The sequence below is a fragment of the Bdellovibrio sp. HCB290 genome, from assembly GCF_047305925.1.
In the GTDB taxonomy this organism is placed as follows: domain Bacteria; phylum Bdellovibrionota; class Bdellovibrionia; order Bdellovibrionales; family Bdellovibrionaceae; genus Bdellovibrio.
On sequence record NZ_CP178620.1, the window covers coordinates 3,621,322 to 3,635,659 of the forward strand.

The following is a 14,338-nucleotide window of genomic DNA, read 5'->3' on the forward strand; positions in this document are numbered from 1 at the left end:
TAAATGGTTTTTAAAACGAGTATTCCATATCGAATAGGTTTAATTGGAGGCGGAACAGATCTGCCTTTTTTTACTAACGAGCATGGAACTGAAATCATCAATGCTTCTTTCAAAGCTTACTCCCATTGTGAAATTCAGAAAATCCAAAGTCCACATATTTCTGTTGAGACCAAGGATTACAAAACCCACGTGCAGATCGATAAACTTCCCGAGATGGCGCTTCTTGCAAAAGATGAATTCAGAATCAGCCTGGCTGTTCTTAACCACTTTGCAGGTAAGATCACTGATCTAAAGTGCGGCATTCAGCTTAAAACTTACTCTGATTTTGCACCTCAAACAGGTTTGGGCGGAAGTTCCGCCCATTTGATATCGGTTTTGAAGACTTGCCTTCAGCTTTTGAATGAAACCTGGGACGACCAGAGAATTTTGGATACGGCTCACACCTTGGAGCGCAATACCCTAAGTATTTTCGGCGGATTTCAGGATTTTTATCCCTGCCTGCTTCAAGGTGCTCATCATCTTTCGAAAAAACCTGATTCAGAGATCATCCATAAAAAGTTGGACAGTGATTTTCTAAAGAAGTTGGATCTTTCGTTTTACGTGTTGGAATCCAAGGAAACAAGCCTGGGTGAGATGGAATTGCCAGACGCGGCCTCCCTGAAGCTACAGAAACAGTTTGCCCAAGATGCAGCGCAAGCATGGCAACAGAATGATGGTGCTAAGTTTAAGAAAATTCTAAGATCCAGCTGGAATATCAAACAAGGATCAGACAAGAATCCTCCGCATGTATTTGCATTAAAGTCCTGTGGCCTTTCAAAAAGAATGCGCGTGCTGGCTGTGGAAAAATCTCAGGAAAAGTCTTTTGTGGAAAGCACTAGTAATGGAGTACGCAAAGTTGACTGGAATTAAGAACTTCCTAAAACACCATTGGGAAAAAATCATTTTCCTAAACTGCATCAGCGGCGCTTTGGCGCTATATTATCGCAACATCCTGTACACCCTTGATGGTGGCGGCCGTTACGCCAGCGGCAAAGACCTTTTGGAAGTGGGCCTTCACGGATTCAATGACCACTACTTTTTAGGCGGCATACAGAATCTGTTCTATCCGCCGCTGCACGACTTTTTGCTCGCAATTGTAATTAAGTTCAATTCTTGGCTACCCACGGGTGGACTGGATGATAGAGGACTTTATAGTCTGTTCGTTTTTGCTTTGTTTTCATTTTATATTTATTCACTGTATAGAGTCAGCCGAAGCTTGGATAAGCTAGTTGCCAAGGTGTTCTTCATAGTTTTTGCATCATGGACGCTTTACTTGAATGTCTATTCATTTGAAAAAAATTTTGGCCACTCCCTGAACTTCTATGACAATCCCGTCACCATGTTTTTTCAGGGTCTTACGCTTCAGGACATTTACGTAACTGGTATCACAAACCAGTTCCTTTCTGCAGGCTTCCTAGTACTTGCGATTCTTTCGTTTCAAAAGAGAGACAAATCTCTGACCGCACTGTGGATCTCTCTAACGATACTAAGTCATTATATATTTGGGTTTGTTGCAGTCCTCGTTTATTTAATTAAAAAGATTTTTGAAAAAGATATTCGCTCGTTGATCCATGTGGGCGTTATTTCGTTTGGCCTCACTGCTTTCTTTCTTATTCCAATGCTAGTAAATGGAAAGTATCTGGTGACGCTTGAGTCGATCCCAACGCGAACAGGATTCTGGCTAACCCTTGTAGGCTTCTCTTTTTTATTTTTTAAAAATAAAACCTTCTCCTACTATTTGGCATTCGCAGCATTTGTGTTCGTAAGCTTCATTGGTATCGCTAAAATTTCATTGAAATACCACCTCCCTATAGTTCCATTTCACTATTACCGCTTTCTATTTATTTCCCTGATTCTTTTTGTTTTTGCCGTAGCATTTGCGCTAAATGAACCCATCTCATGGAAAAGAAAAGTATCTATTTTCTTTCTGTTCATAATTGCTTGGGTTGGAAATTTTGGTGGTCACTTCACACCAAGTTATTTTCTATGGTGGTACTCCCCGAAAGTTGTCAGTATGGAACCCGCTCAGCTGAATGACTTTTCTGCCGGGCGCACCTACTTCTTTGGAGTTTCCCGAGGTGTCGATTTTGTGTCTGAAATCAAAACGCATCTACTGAATGAGCGTTCCTTCTTCATGAAGGGACTATACTGGGAAAGCGCTCCCGCAAATAAACTGATTTCATCCTCACTTTTTTATTTAACGGGGCCGCCATCTGTGCTGGATGGTGATTTCAAAAATCCTTTTAAAGACAAATCCTGCGAAGCGGTAAACTGTTTTTTCAAATCCCTTTTGAATCAAACTGCCGTGACGGAAGTATTTATGCCACCGTATCAGGCTGTGTTGGACTACTTTTTTCAGGACAATATAAACCGCTACAAACTAGTTAGTTGCTATAACAACCTTTTATCGAGTCTCGGCCCACAAACAGGCGCATACTCGTATGAGGCCCTGACACTGAATCGCTACTTGAATCATGAAACAGCTATTGTTCGCACATTCAAACCCGATGCCCCCCCAGCCTCTGTAGATCTGTTTTACTATCGCTGCACCAAAAATCCAACCGATGACGGAAGGGTTCCCGACGAAGAAAAACATGTAATAGTAAGAGTTTCATCCGGGAACTATGAAATACAATCCCAGCCCGGCACGTCCGAGGTGCAGGTTGCAATGCAGTACTTTCCAGGATTTCGTTATGACAATGCAAACGAAAAGGAATTAATTCCGAGGGACGTTCCCGCAGGCATGGTTCTTAAAGTCACTGAGATCACTAAACTTTACTATCAAAGATCACCTATAATGTGGATGTCCTATGTGATTTCATTGGCTTCTTGGATATCCTTTGCTGCTATGGGTTTGGCCCATATACGACGTAAAAGTCGTCTGAGTAAATAACTCTGTAGTTCGAACTTAATAAATTTAACATTTTATCCGAGAGTCGCTGCACGGGCGCAACTCTTGTCGCAGATTCTTTAATAACCAAAGAAATTCTCTTGTCGGCCAACTGATCCAACAGCACATTCTCATTCATAGATTTTCTTGCTATGGCCTGACCAAACTCAAAAGGCCAAAAGATAATGTCTTTTCCTGCAAACATCAACAGAGAGGGATTTTCAGACCACACCTGCCCATCAGATTTCTTTACTATTTCCAGAACATTTTGAGTACTGTCTTTGGCTAATGAGTTGAAGTTTGACCAATACAGTTCCGGCCCTGGATCCTTAATAAAATAGGACCGAACCTCCATATTGTGCCAGCATGTCACAACAACAATGATAGCGGCAGACCACGACAGAATCTTATTTTGATTTAATAAACGTGATCCCCTTGTTGCAAACCAAGTTACCACAACTGAAAACTCGAGAAGGAAATTAGAACTACTTCCCTCGCGACCGGCTCCAATTACCCAAATCAAAGATACCACCGCCAGCAAAAGCATCAGACCATCCGAAGATTTCAAATCCAACTTAAACAAACCGCAAAAGGCCACCAATAAAATTCCCAGATGGAAAATACCGTTATCTTTCAGAGCAACAAGTAAGTTTTCTATACGAAACTCATTTCGATTAGACTCAAAAAGATGGACCCATAGATGACCACCAGTCACTTGATTCAAGATCAGCAGTCCGCCGGCTATTACAATCAAATACATCGCCCAGCTGCCCAAATCTTTTTTATGAAAACGAATTGCCTCCCACAACATCAATGAAAGCGGAATCCAAACTGCACTTTGCTTGGTATAGAATGCCAAGATAAAACAGAAAATTCCAAGAAGTCTCAAGACAGACTTCTTGCTGGGCTTAACATAAAGGTAAAGCCCCAGAACTTGCAGCAGTAGTGCAAGGCCATCAACACGGCCCATGCCTAACCAGTTGGATACCGGAAACCACGAGAACCACAAAAGAAATGGCAAAGCGAAATCCCAAGTGGTCGCTTTGCTTCCTTGCCAGTCATAAAACGTTTTTGCGATAATCAAACCCACACCCACTAACGACATTGTATTGATTAATCGAGCGGCAAACAGCCATGACTCAGGGCCGGATTCAAATAACGAGGCTAAGTACGGAAATAGTGGTGTGTAGGAAAAATAGGTAAATGCATCTGCAGCCGACTGCGTATATGGATTCATTCCATCAAAGAGAACCTTTATTTGATGCAGAGTTGTGGACTCTCCATAATCAATCGTGAAGGGAAATCGAATAATTTGAAAACTACGGCTTACTGCAGCCAGATAGCACCACATTCCATAAATGAAAAGAGCCGCAGAAAGTGCCTTTGACGAATTAGACTTCATGCTTAGAATGTCGGAGAATTATTACATCTTGCAGGTGTTGAACGATTACAGCCCCCACCACAACTGAAATATCCGACAGAGGCTCCAGCTGGAATACTAAAAGAGGTGCCCCTGATTGTTACTCCACCAACGTATCTATCAGGAATTGGTACGCTTACATATCGACCACCAGACGATGGCGTTGTACCTGAACCAGTTGAGCCAGGAATCCAAACACTGACTGTAGTACCAGGCACAGTAAATCCAGGTGTATTTTGATCCCCGATCGTAACCGTAGATCCCCCACCTCCCCCACTAGGCGCGTTACCTTGACATGCCCGGGTATTACATTGAGATTCTGCTGTAACAGCGCCCCAACCATCACAGAATGGTTCCGTAATTTTGTAAATTCTTGAACAACCGACAGCTGTCCCACCGACACCTTTGATCAATTGAGTATTCGAGCCTCCGCCTCCGCAAGCTTGCGACAAAGCGCCTCCTACAGCCTGAGCTATAGGAGTACAAGTCCACGATCCACCTTGAATTGTCTGAATATCATTTTGATTTGGACATAGATAGTTACCGTTTGAAGTACCAAAGCAATCCGTAACTCTTGCTGCTGCATTAATCGGTCCGGTAGTTACAAAGTACACCTTTCCAACTTCAATCCACTTTAAATCAACTACTTTTGAAGTACCCGCATTTTGTCTTACCTTCATTTTAAGATCAGTCATGTAAAGTCTTTTAGGTGCCGGAACGGCATTAGGAATTTCATCAGGATCAAAAGCACGCAACCATTCCACTGTCAGACCATATGCCTGAAGGTTTTGTCCGTCGGCCACGACCAAACCAGATCCCAAATTAAAAGAAACAGGGATGTTTGGACCATCTAAAGCGATATGACTGGAAATACCAGGTTGAGTGGGTCCGAATGCAAGAGTCTTACTAACCAAGTCTGTACACACAGCATTTGAGGAAATAACAGACTGCAAAGTTTGAGTGAGCGATGCACGTGACAAGGAAGCACGCACTTGGGCCGCTTGCTTACTGGATGTATTTCCCATCTCAGCGACAGCCAAGCCAAGTATTGCAGCTAATCCAAAGCCAACAAGCACCTGTATTATACTCATTCATTCCCCTTACAAACGATCCCGATGACTCCAAAATGGGTACTGATATCATGACATCATTTGGGTAGATTTAAGTAAATACTTAAAAATTTATGTCTCAACCTTATACATTGGTCCAGAGAGTAAACTTGTATCGGAATGAGTCTTATATCTAATGTTAGCTTAACTAATGTTTATTTATAGAAGGCGGCATCTCAAAACACCGCCTCTACATTACAAATTTCAGTTTATATTGAACTATTTGTTTTTAGCGAACTGAATATCCAACGTGATCGTCACGTCGTCACCCACCAGAACACCACCCGCCTCAAGGGCGGCATTCCAATTCAAACCAAATTCTTTGCGTTTGATTTTGGTTTTCGCTGAAAGACCAATTTTAGTGTTACCCCATGGGTCCGTATGCTCGGCAGAGGGACCTTCAACTTCCAGAACCACTTCTTTTGTGATATCACGAATCGTAAGATCACCAGTCACTTTCAGTTCGTCGTCGCCAGAGCGCTCGACTTTTTTGGATTTGAATGTAATCGTTGGGAATTTTTCGACATCGAAGAAATCTGCACTTTTCAAATGGGCGTCACGTTGGCCTTCGCGAGTGTTGATGCTGGCCGCTTCAATTGATGCCTCAACCACTGATTTAGTGATGTCGGAAGCATCCAAGGAAAGTGTGCCGCTGATTTTTTCAAAACCACCATGAACTTTTGCGATCATCATGTGTTTGATAGAGAAGTTTGCGCTTGAGTGAGCCGAGTCGATTTGCCATTTAGTTGTAGTCATAGTGTCCTCCTAGAGACTTAGTTATTTGCTACTTCCCTATAATCGACCAAAACTCATTGTCGCGTAAGAGGACTGATTCGCAAATCATTGTTGCATTTATGTACCCATCCACCTCCAAGCATCAAAGGTTCAAAGCACATGTCAAAACACTGGCAATTCCCTCGTGCTCGAGCAATTGAACCGTGTTAAAAATTAGAAAACGGGAACTGATGTGCAAATTTCATTAATATTCTTATTTTTAATTTTCACTTTTTCTGACAACGTCAGCCGGGCGCAAGCTAACAAAATTCCCTTTAAGATCGGAACCCCCAGCGGGATCAAAGTTATGAGCCACAGCCCCGAGTCTCCCGTAGGATATTTCACCAGCCAATTGAAACGAATGAATCCGCAATATGAGTTCACGTTTTTTGAGGGGAATGTTCAGCGAATCCTAACTCAAATGCGCCAAACGGATAACACCTGCTTTATAGCTTGCCTTGAGGATCGCACCCGCTTGAAATACCTATACTGGACTCCCTATAGTTTAATGCCCCCACCGGTTGTCATCATGAATAAGGACCGCGCAGAAAAACTAAAACTAAAGGGGCCTGCAGTTTCTCTTAAAGAATTGATTCAAATTCCCGGCATCGTTGGCTCAATTTCGATGGAGCGATCCTATGGACCACAGATCGATGATGTCCTGGCAAAAGCAAATGGCAGCAACTTCCGCCGAAGCGCCCAAGACTTTATTGCAGTAAATGTTCTGGTAATGATCGCAAAGGGACGGGTTGATTATACAATCGAGCACATTTCGACATTAGAGGTCCACGCAAAGCTGGATAGTAAGGACCTTTCTGTATTCACAATTGCAGAGGCCACTGCAGAACTGATCGCCTATTTCGCCTGCTCAAGAAGCGAAGTAGGGAAGCAACTAATCACGGATGTGGATGAATTTGTCAGAAAGAATATCGGCACTGCCGGGTACCAAAAGATACTTGTCGACCCACTAATCCCAAAACAGAGAAGCGAGTCATATCTTCGCACCTGGAAGGCTTTCGCCAAAGAACGCGGCAAAAGCCCCCAGATTGAATAACAACTACTTAACCTGAATTTTTAGTTTATAAGTAGCCTTGGAGCTGCAAGTGTTTTCAACACCATCTTTAGCACAAACCATCTTGCCACAGTTCATCGCAAGAACCTGATTGTCTTTGTTAAGCTCTTTCAGTTCTTTCTTCCAATCAGCGCAAGCTTTTTTCCAGTTAGCACGCGCCTCTTTAGTCAAAGTAGCTTCTTCACCCTCAATCTCATCTTCACCAGAAGTAACCTCATACTTGTTATCAACAGTAGAGCCCTTCTTAACCGAAATAGTAGTATCCCCATCCGCCGGAATATCCTTAACCCCAATAGACTGAGCAAAAGAAACCGAAACCAACAAAGTAACCAAAACCCCAAAAACAGCTTTCATAAGAAAACCTCCAATTAGAAAATCCTACCACTCCCCCAAGAACAAAAAAGCCATAACACCCCATCCCCGCACACAAAAACCAACGCACCCAGCCAAAACATCCTCCCCCATTTCTCCAAGGAGACTCTTCCTACTGCCCTTTACAAAGAAAACCGAGTTCAACGAGGGATTTTCCGAGGGTACTCCTCTCGGAAGCGACCTCCGCGGGGCCCGGAAGGCCCCCTCCGAAGGAGGAGCGGCAAGGGCAGGATGCCCGGGTCGATTACGAGAGGAGTACCCTCGGAAAATTCCTCGTTGGTACGACGAGTTATCGAATGTAACCCAACCCCCAGTAGGATAGACCAATCCATGGCCGGGTCCCATGCAATGCCTCCCTTGACGAACTCCGCTAGGTCCGGAAGGAAGCAACGGCACTCGAGGGTTCATGTGATATGGGGTGCTCGGCCACTTTTTTGTTTTAAGCAGTTCGGAGAATGTTTTGTCTTATCAGGTGATTGCGCGCAAATGGCGTCCCCAATCCTTCACTGACGTAGTCGGACAGAATCATATTACCCAAACGCTGGCGAACGCGCTTAAAAACAACCGCCTTCCTCACGCCCTCCTTTTCACAGGTCCTCGTGGTACTGGTAAAACATCTTCTGCTCGTATTTTGGCCAAAGCTTTGCGCTGCCCAAATTCAGTAGGTTTTGTTCCGTGCAATACGTGTGACTCTTGCCGTGAGATCGCAACCGGTTCCAGCGTTGACGTTATCGAAATCGACGGAGCCTCCAACAACGGTGTGGATTCCATTCGTGAACTTCGTGAGACCGTGGCATTCATGCCAACCAGCGGTAAATACAAAATCTACATCATCGACGAAGTTCACATGTTGTCGACGAGTGCCTTCAACGCCCTTCTGAAAACTTTGGAAGAGCCACCAGGCCACGTGATCTTCATCATGGCGACGACTGAAGTTCACAAAATCCCACAAACGATTTTGTCCCGCTGCCAACGTTTTGATTTCCGCAGAATCACCACTCGCCAAATCACTGAACGCCTGAAACTGATCTGCGATCAGGAAGGTGTTCCGGCTGAAGAGGAAGCTCTTTGGGTTATTGCCCGCCAGGGTGATGGTTCCATGCGTGACTCACAAAGTTTGCTTGATCAGGTTATCACTTTCGCCAACGGTCCTTTGACTCGCGCGAATGTGGTGGAAATCCTAGGTCTTACTGATCGCTCTTTGTTGTTTGAAACTTTGACTGCTTTGGTTGAGCGCAACTCCCAAGCGGTTTTGGCTGTGATCGAAAAAATCTCGAAAGCGGGTTTTGAACCGCATTTGTTCTCTCAAGACTTGCTTGAGATGATCCGCAATTTGTTGTTGGTGAAAGTTTCTGAAACTCAAGCCGCACAAATTCTGGAAATGCCTGACACTGAGTTGCAGGCTTTGACTGATCTTTCCCAACGCCTGTCCGAAGAAGACATCCACATGCTTTTCGACATGGCACTTAAAGGTGGAAATGATATTCCACGCGCCCAAGATCCTCGTATCGTTCTTGAGGTGATTTTGCTTCGCATGGCATCTGCGCCGAAGCTTTCGGACCTAAAAACGCTTTTAGCAAATGGTCCCCAAGCCTCTCACAGCGCAGGTGGTGCCAGGCCCTATGTTCCGCCGGTAGTTCCAACAGCTCCAGGCCATCATCGACTGAAAGAATCCCAATCCGTTCCCGAAGTTCCGTCGGGCTTGGAGAAGATGAAGACTGCCTTTGAGTCTCCAGCGAAAAAGGTTGTTGAAAAAGCACCGACATCCTCCTCCGCCAAGGCTACGGCGGACACGCCCGCTCCATCAGTGGAGGAGGTAAAACCCGAACCACCAAAGATCGCGACGGGTGCGAATCCGACCGAGCGATGGATGCATTTCGTAGAATTGCTACGCCAGGATGACGCTCTGTTTGCAGCGAAAATTGAAAACCTTCTGTTCGTAAAAGAGGAAGGCCTGCTTTTGACCCTGGGAGTGCCGACAAAATTGGTATTCCTAAAGGACCAAATGGCTGACACTCAGGTGCGTAAAAAGCTGCAAGGATTTATTGATTCATACTGGGGTGCTGGGTATTCTTTTGAAGTATTAATGAAGGGTGATCAGGTCGGCGAATCCGCCCAGGCTCTGCAACAGAAAAAGGTGCAGTTGGCTGAAGACGAGATCCGCACCAAGATTACCACCAACCCGATGGTGAAAGCGGCTCAGGAAGCGTTCCAGGGCAAAATCAAATCCATCGTAGAACTTAAAGGCGAAACTTCGCCTAAGAAATAAAAGGAGTTCCTATGAAAGGCCTTGGCGGCGGAATGGCAGCTTTGATGAAGCAAGCCAATCAAATGCAAATGAAAATGAAGAAAGCCCAGGAAGAACTTGCTAAAGCTGAATACGAAGCAACTTCTGGTGGCGGCGCTGTAACTGTTAAAGTTAACGGCGACCACATGATCACTTCTTTGAAAATCAGTGCTGACGTTATGAAAGACGGCGACGTTGAAATGCTTCAGGACATGATCATGTCTGCAACTAACGAAGCAGTTAAAAAAGCTCGCGATATTTCTGCCAAAGAGATGGAGAAAATCACGGGCGGTATGAACATTCCAGGAATGTTCTAATCAGCTAACCGGAGAAACCCTTGCTTCACATCACTGCTCTTGAAAAATTAGTCCACGAAATGAGTCGTCTGCCTGGTATCGGGCCGAAGACGGCTCAGCGTTTGGCTTATTTCATTCTCAAGTCCGAGACCGAGTTTCCAGAGCGTCTGAGTGAGGCCCTTCTTCGTGTGCGTGCGGAAGTTCATGACTGCCCTCGCTGCTACAACTTTACGGATGCGGATCTTTGCCGTTACTGCAACGACGCCCACCGTGCCGACGATGCTCTGTGCGTGGTTGAAGAACCTTCCGATATCATGCGCATTGAATCCTCTGGAGCTTTCCGTGGTCGCTACCATGTTTTGCATGGGGCAATCTCTCCGCTGGAAGGCATTGGCCCGAAAGAGCTTAAAATCCATGAGTTGATCGACCGCGTAGACGCTGGAATCCGTGGCGATGGCCCCGTGATTAAAGAGATCATCCTGGCGTTGGACGCAGATCTTGAGGGTGATACGACGATTTTGTACTTAGCAAAGCAACTTCAAGGCAAGGGATTGAAACTTTCTCGCATTGCCCATGGAGTTCCTATTGGCAGCGACATCGATTTCATAGATGATAGAACTATGAATCGAGCGATGCAAAATAGAGTGGAGCTGTAATGTCCTTTATTAACTACAATGCCAAAGAGATTCACTGCAAAGTCGTGTACTACGGTCCTTCATTGGGCGGTAAAACGACAAATATCCAGTGGGTTTACCAAAAAACGGCTGAGGATCAAAAATCCAAGCTTGTGGCATTGAACACAGACATTGAGCGTACTCTATTCTTTGACTTCCTGCCTTTGAACGTCGGTGAAATCCGTGGCTTTAAAACCCGCTTCCACCTTTACACAGTTCCTGGCCAAGTGGTTTACGATGCCTCCAGAAAACTGATCCTAAAAGGTTTGGACGGAGTTATTTTCGTAGCTGACTCGCAAATCGAGCGCATGGATGAAAACCTGGAATCCCTTCGCAATCTGGAAACGAACCTTGAACAACAAGGTTATGACATCCGCGAGATCCCATTGATCATGCAATACAATAAGCGCGATCTTCCCAATGTGGCTTCTTTGGCCGAGATGAGAAGTGCTTTGAATCCTTATAACGCCCCTGAAATCGAAGGCTGTGCTTCCGAAGGCCGAGGCGTGTTTGAGTCATTAAAGACAGCCTCTAAATCCATTATCAACGTCCTTAAGGGCGGAACTACACTCTAGTTCATATTCAGATTTTCCTTACGACCTAGGCACTGCTGTGCTATAGGATACGGCATCTTTTGGGCGTATAATGTTCGCTCAAGGCGCGAGGTAATGACTATGAGTTATGATGTTGCTGCTGAAATTCAAAGACTTAAAAAAGAGAAGAACGCAGTCGTTCTGGCTCACTATTATGAAGATGGCGACATTCAAGATGTGGCTGACTATGTTGGCGACAGTTTCTTTTTGGCCAAGAAAGGTCAGGAAGTTAAAGAGCAAGTGATCTTGCTTGCAGGCGTGGTCTTCATGGCAGAGTCCGTGAAAATCATGAACCCGACTAAAACAGTTTTAGTTCCGGAACTTGAAGCTACATGCTCCCTGGTCAAGGGCGCCCCTTACGACAAGTATCTGGCTTGGCGCCAACAACATCGCGACGGTATCGCGGTGACTTATATTAATTCCTCTGCTGAAGTTAAATCCATCTCTGATGTGATCATCACTTCGTCGAATGCTGCGCAAATCGTAGAAACGATTCCTAAAGATCGCAAAATCCTTTTTGGACCGGATCAACACTTGGGTCGTTGGTTGTCTAAAAAACTAAACCGCGAAATGGAATTCTGGAATGGCTCTTGCGAAGTGCACGTACTGTTCAATGCCAATCGCCTGGCAGCGGTTATTCGCGAAAATCCCGATGCATTGATTCTGGCTCACCCGGAATGTGATGACTCGGTATTGGCTTATGCAAATATTATTGGTTCCACTCAGCACTTGCTGGATTCTGTGTCTTCACAACCGCATAAGAAGTTTATTGTGGCTACAGAGACCGGTATTTTCCATCAAATGCAAAAACGTCGTCCCGATGCCACGTTCATTCAGGCTCCGGTGGTGGATGAGGGCTGTAAATGCAACGACTGCCCTTACATGAAGATGAATAACATGGAAAAAATCAAACGTGCCCTTGAAACCTTAAAGCCGGAAGTAAACTTGCCGGAAGCGCTTCGCTTGGAAGCGAAGGTTTCATTGGACCGTATGATGGATATCACCAGCGGTAAGCCTGTACAGTGGCCGACTGAATTTAGACTTTAATTTAACGGACAAGGACTTTGACATGTTCATTGATAAAATGATCTTAGAGTCCTTGCGAATCCATCTAAGCTGCCCCGATCTGCAGGTTTTTGCCTATGAAGAATGGGGCAGTCACAATCCCGAACACCGCCGTCTTATTCACGCCCATCGTGATCGCATTATTTTGAATTCTGATACTCCCCTGCATTCCAGTATCGCGCATACCAGTGGTATGGGAATCCTGGTCATTTCATCCCACGCAGTGGGAGTGGATATCGAACACAGCGAGCGTATCGCCGACAAGGTTGTAAAGCGCATTACCTCACCGCAGGAGTTTGCAGCGGCACCCAATGCAGCAAGCCTATGGACCGCGAAAGAAGCGTGCTTTAAGGCCCTGCGACCCTTCAAACAGCCCTCGGTGCTTTCCGATTTTTCTGTAGGAAATTGGCAAAAAAACACATCCCAATTTGAGACATTCACCTTGCTTGATTATTCTGAACATCAAGTCCCCTCTGCGGGAGCTGGCGCGTGTTTCCATCAACAAAAATTTAGCTTTGGATTTTTCTGCGTGAACCTTTAACTTTGGTCCGGTCCTGCCGAAGAGTTTATTAGCTCATATGCAAGTTCCTTAAGAGCAAGGTAGGTAAAAATGGGAAACACAGCTGCTAACAAACGGGTTGCTCCACGCAAGGAAGTCACACCAATTCACGTGTCGTACATGACATCATTGGATGATTTCGCAAAGATCGCAAAAAACTGCGAAATTGTGGAAGCTTCATCATCAGGTCTGCTTTTACTGGTTAAAAGAGAAGACTTGATTCCCACGGCGCTTAGAAAAAATCTGACTTTGGATGTATTGATTGGCGATCGCGTCTTCATGCATCTGGATGAAATGAATCTGGAAATTTCCGGCGTTATCAAAAGAACGAAACTGCTGGGTAAAAAAGGTTTCCATATTGCTGTCGATTACAGCGAAGACGCTCCGGAATACTGGAGAGAATGTCTGATGGATCTTTTACCGACTCCAGGCGAGTTGGAAGAAGAATAGTTCCGGGCTCAATTGCATATGAAACTAAAAAGGGAATCCAACCGGATTCCCTTTTTTATTTTCCAACTCTTTCGACCAACAATTATAGATCGTAGAATTTCGGAAGACCCATCTCTGATACCAGAACGATGGAGTAATGCGGTGGCAGGAACCAGCTCAACGCCTCTGCGATACCTTGGTGCTCAGTTTGTGGTGGATTGCCCAAAGACTCCAACGAGAATGCCAGATCATAGTTTTTGCGATCCTGGCTCATCACCAAAATACGCGGACGCAAAACAGCCTGATCGCGGAAGAATTCTTTGATGATGTTACGCACATAAACCGGCAAATACTGCGGGGAAGCGTCCCCTGCATGTAGAGCCTGACCTTGTTGCAGTTCCAAAACTCCAACTGGAGCTTCGTCAGCTGTACGATAGAACAAACCGGTTTCTTTAAAATGCCAAAGCATCCCGTAAGTGAAAACATAATCTGGATAGTTCTTTTGCGGATTTACTGCCAAGCCCACACCTTTAAGTGCTGCCCATTGCATGATTTTATTCGCGGGTTCAACCGCTTCAGATGAAGTTTCCGTTAACATGTACGGCCAACCATCCGGCCCCTGTTGAGGAGCATCCAGCATCAGTTTAACGTTGCCGGAAGTGATCGCCATAAAGAAATCAATTTCCCATTTATGGTCACGCTGTTCATCAGGTACTTTTACAAGATCATTCAACATCATACAGACTCCACCTGGGGTTC

General features: G+C 45.1%; 15 protein-coding genes and 1 other RNA gene. 11 read left to right on the forward strand and 5 right to left on the reverse strand.

Annotated features, from left to right (window positions below; genetic code table 11):
* Nucleotides 1-3: 3 nt before the first annotated feature.
* The gene (locus tag ACLVWU_RS17700; protein WP_413576220.1) at nt 4-909 is read left to right on the forward strand and encodes a hypothetical protein; all 906 of its coding nucleotides are present in this window, start codon (nt 4-6) and stop codon (nt 907-909) included.
* On the forward strand, nt 881-2,932 hold the full coding sequence (locus ACLVWU_RS17705; RefSeq protein WP_413576221.1) for a hypothetical protein: 2,052 nt from the start codon (nt 881-883) through the stop codon (nt 2,930-2,932). The genes ACLVWU_RS17700 and ACLVWU_RS17705 overlap by 29 nt, the downstream gene beginning before the upstream one ends.
* Here ACLVWU_RS17705 and ACLVWU_RS17710 read toward each other — a convergent pair.
* The 3 genes from ACLVWU_RS17710 to ACLVWU_RS17720 all read right to left on the reverse strand — a co-directional run bounded on the left by ACLVWU_RS17710 (nt 2,886) and on the right by ACLVWU_RS17720 (nt 6,214).
* Entirely contained in the window at nt 2,886-4,280 is a 1,395-nt protein-coding gene (locus ACLVWU_RS17710; protein ID WP_413576222.1) for a hypothetical protein, read from the reverse strand. The genes ACLVWU_RS17705 and ACLVWU_RS17710 overlap by 47 nt on opposite strands.
* Before the next feature lie 53 nt (nt 4,281-4,333).
* A complete protein-coding gene (locus tag ACLVWU_RS17715; RefSeq protein WP_413576223.1) occupies nt 4,334-5,440 on the reverse strand; it encodes a hypothetical protein in 1,107 nt (368 codons plus the stop codon).
* Between the two features lie 237 nt (nt 5,441-5,677).
* A complete protein-coding gene (locus ACLVWU_RS17720; protein WP_413576224.1) occupies nt 5,678-6,214 on the reverse strand; it encodes a YceI family protein in 537 nt (178 codons plus the stop codon).
* Between the two features lie 325 nt (nt 6,215-6,539).
* Here ACLVWU_RS17720 and ACLVWU_RS17725 point away from each other — a divergent pair, with 325 nt between their 5' ends.
* A complete protein-coding gene (locus ACLVWU_RS17725; protein ID WP_413576225.1) occupies nt 6,540-7,286 on the forward strand; it encodes a hypothetical protein in 747 nt (248 codons plus the stop codon).
* Between the two features lie 3 nt (nt 7,287-7,289).
* Here the strand turns inward: ACLVWU_RS17725 and ACLVWU_RS17730 are convergent, their stop codons facing one another.
* Entirely contained in the window at nt 7,290-7,658 is a 369-nt protein-coding gene (locus tag ACLVWU_RS17730; protein ID WP_413576226.1) for a hypothetical protein, read from the reverse strand.
* Nucleotides 7,659-8,008: 350 nt separating this feature from the next.
* On the opposite strand from ACLVWU_RS17730, the gene ffs reads away from it, so the two are divergent.
* The 8 genes from ffs to ACLVWU_RS17770 all read left to right on the forward strand — a co-directional run bounded on the left by ffs (nt 8,009) and on the right by ACLVWU_RS17770 (nt 13,600).
* An RNA gene (gene ffs / locus ACLVWU_RS17735) (signal recognition particle sRNA small type) lies at nt 8,009-8,107 on the forward strand.
* Nucleotides 8,108-8,136: 29 nt separating this feature from the next.
* Complete coding sequence (gene dnaX, locus ACLVWU_RS17740; RefSeq protein ID WP_413576227.1) at nt 8,137-9,945, forward strand: DNA polymerase III subunit gamma/tau; 1,809 nt, start codon at nt 8,137-8,139, stop codon at nt 9,943-9,945.
* 11 nt (nt 9,946-9,956) lie between these two features.
* Nucleotides 9,957-10,280 carry a YbaB/EbfC family nucleoid-associated protein gene (locus tag ACLVWU_RS17745; protein ID WP_413576228.1) on the forward strand — a complete coding sequence of 108 codons (324 nt, stop codon included), beginning with the start codon at nt 9,957-9,959 and terminating at the stop codon, nt 10,278-10,280.
* 20 nt (nt 10,281-10,300) lie between these two features.
* Nucleotides 10,301-10,915, forward strand: coding sequence for a recombination mediator RecR (gene recR / locus ACLVWU_RS17750; protein ID WP_413576229.1), 615 nt, complete (start codon nt 10,301-10,303; stop codon nt 10,913-10,915).
* Nucleotides 10,915-11,508, forward strand: coding sequence for a GTP-binding protein (locus tag ACLVWU_RS17755; RefSeq protein WP_413576230.1), 594 nt, complete (start codon nt 10,915-10,917; stop codon nt 11,506-11,508). The genes recR and ACLVWU_RS17755 overlap by 1 nt, the downstream gene beginning before the upstream one ends.
* 93 nt (nt 11,509-11,601) lie before the next feature.
* Nucleotides 11,602-12,573, forward strand: a complete 972-nt coding sequence (gene nadA, locus ACLVWU_RS17760; RefSeq protein ID WP_413576231.1) for a quinolinate synthase NadA — start codon at nt 11,602-11,604, stop codon at nt 12,571-12,573.
* A 22-nt stretch (nt 12,574-12,595) separates the two neighbouring features.
* A complete protein-coding gene (locus ACLVWU_RS17765; RefSeq protein ID WP_413576232.1) occupies nt 12,596-13,132 on the forward strand; it encodes a 4'-phosphopantetheinyl transferase family protein in 537 nt (178 codons plus the stop codon).
* Nucleotides 13,133-13,201: 69 nt separating this feature from the next.
* Nucleotides 13,202-13,600 carry a hypothetical protein gene (locus tag ACLVWU_RS17770; RefSeq protein ID WP_413576233.1) on the forward strand — a complete coding sequence of 133 codons (399 nt, stop codon included), beginning with the start codon at nt 13,202-13,204 and terminating at the stop codon, nt 13,598-13,600.
* An 82-nt stretch (nt 13,601-13,682) separates the two neighbouring features.
* On the opposite strand, the gene ACLVWU_RS17775 is transcribed toward ACLVWU_RS17770, so the two are convergent.
* On the reverse strand, nt 13,683-14,318 hold the full coding sequence (locus tag ACLVWU_RS17775) for a hypothetical protein (RefSeq protein ID WP_413576234.1): 636 nt from the start codon (nt 14,316-14,318) through the stop codon (nt 13,683-13,685).
* Nucleotides 14,319-14,338 lie beyond the last annotated feature (20 nt).

What these genes read in the sequence shown, in the direction of transcription:
- ACLVWU_RS17700 (WP_413576220.1), top strand. Translation starts at nt 4, where the DNA reads ATGGTTTTTAAAACGAGTATTCCATATCGAATAGGTTTAATTGGAGGC.
- ACLVWU_RS17705 (WP_413576221.1), top strand. Translation starts at nt 881, where the DNA reads ATGGAGTACGCAAAGTTGACTGGAATTAAGAACTTCCTAAAACACCAT.
- ACLVWU_RS17710 (WP_413576222.1), bottom strand. Translation starts at nt 4,280, where the DNA reads ATGTGGTGCTATCTGGCTGCAGTAAGCCGTAGTTTTCAAATTATTCGA.
- ACLVWU_RS17715 (WP_413576223.1), bottom strand. Translation starts at nt 5,440, where the DNA reads ATGAGTATAATACAGGTGCTTGTTGGCTTTGGATTAGCTGCAATACTT.
- ACLVWU_RS17720 (WP_413576224.1), bottom strand. Translation starts at nt 6,214, where the DNA reads ATGACTACAACTAAATGGCAAATCGACTCGGCTCACTCAAGCGCAAAC.
- ACLVWU_RS17725 (WP_413576225.1), top strand. Translation starts at nt 6,540, where the DNA reads ATGAGCCACAGCCCCGAGTCTCCCGTAGGATATTTCACCAGCCAATTG.
- ACLVWU_RS17730 (WP_413576226.1), bottom strand. Translation starts at nt 7,658, where the DNA reads ATGAAAGCTGTTTTTGGGGTTTTGGTTACTTTGTTGGTTTCGGTTTCT.
- ACLVWU_RS17745 (WP_413576228.1), top strand. Translation starts at nt 9,957, where the DNA reads ATGAAAGGCCTTGGCGGCGGAATGGCAGCTTTGATGAAGCAAGCCAAT.
- ACLVWU_RS17755 (WP_413576230.1), top strand. Translation starts at nt 10,915, where the DNA reads ATGTCCTTTATTAACTACAATGCCAAAGAGATTCACTGCAAAGTCGTG.
- nadA (WP_413576231.1), top strand. Translation starts at nt 11,602, where the DNA reads ATGACTATGAGTTATGATGTTGCTGCTGAAATTCAAAGACTTAAAAAA.
- ACLVWU_RS17765 (WP_413576232.1), top strand. Translation starts at nt 12,596, where the DNA reads ATGTTCATTGATAAAATGATCTTAGAGTCCTTGCGAATCCATCTAAGC.
- ACLVWU_RS17770 (WP_413576233.1), top strand. Translation starts at nt 13,202, where the DNA reads ATGGGAAACACAGCTGCTAACAAACGGGTTGCTCCACGCAAGGAAGTC.
- ACLVWU_RS17775 (WP_413576234.1), bottom strand. Translation starts at nt 14,318, where the DNA reads ATGATGTTGAATGATCTTGTAAAAGTACCTGATGAACAGCGTGACCAT.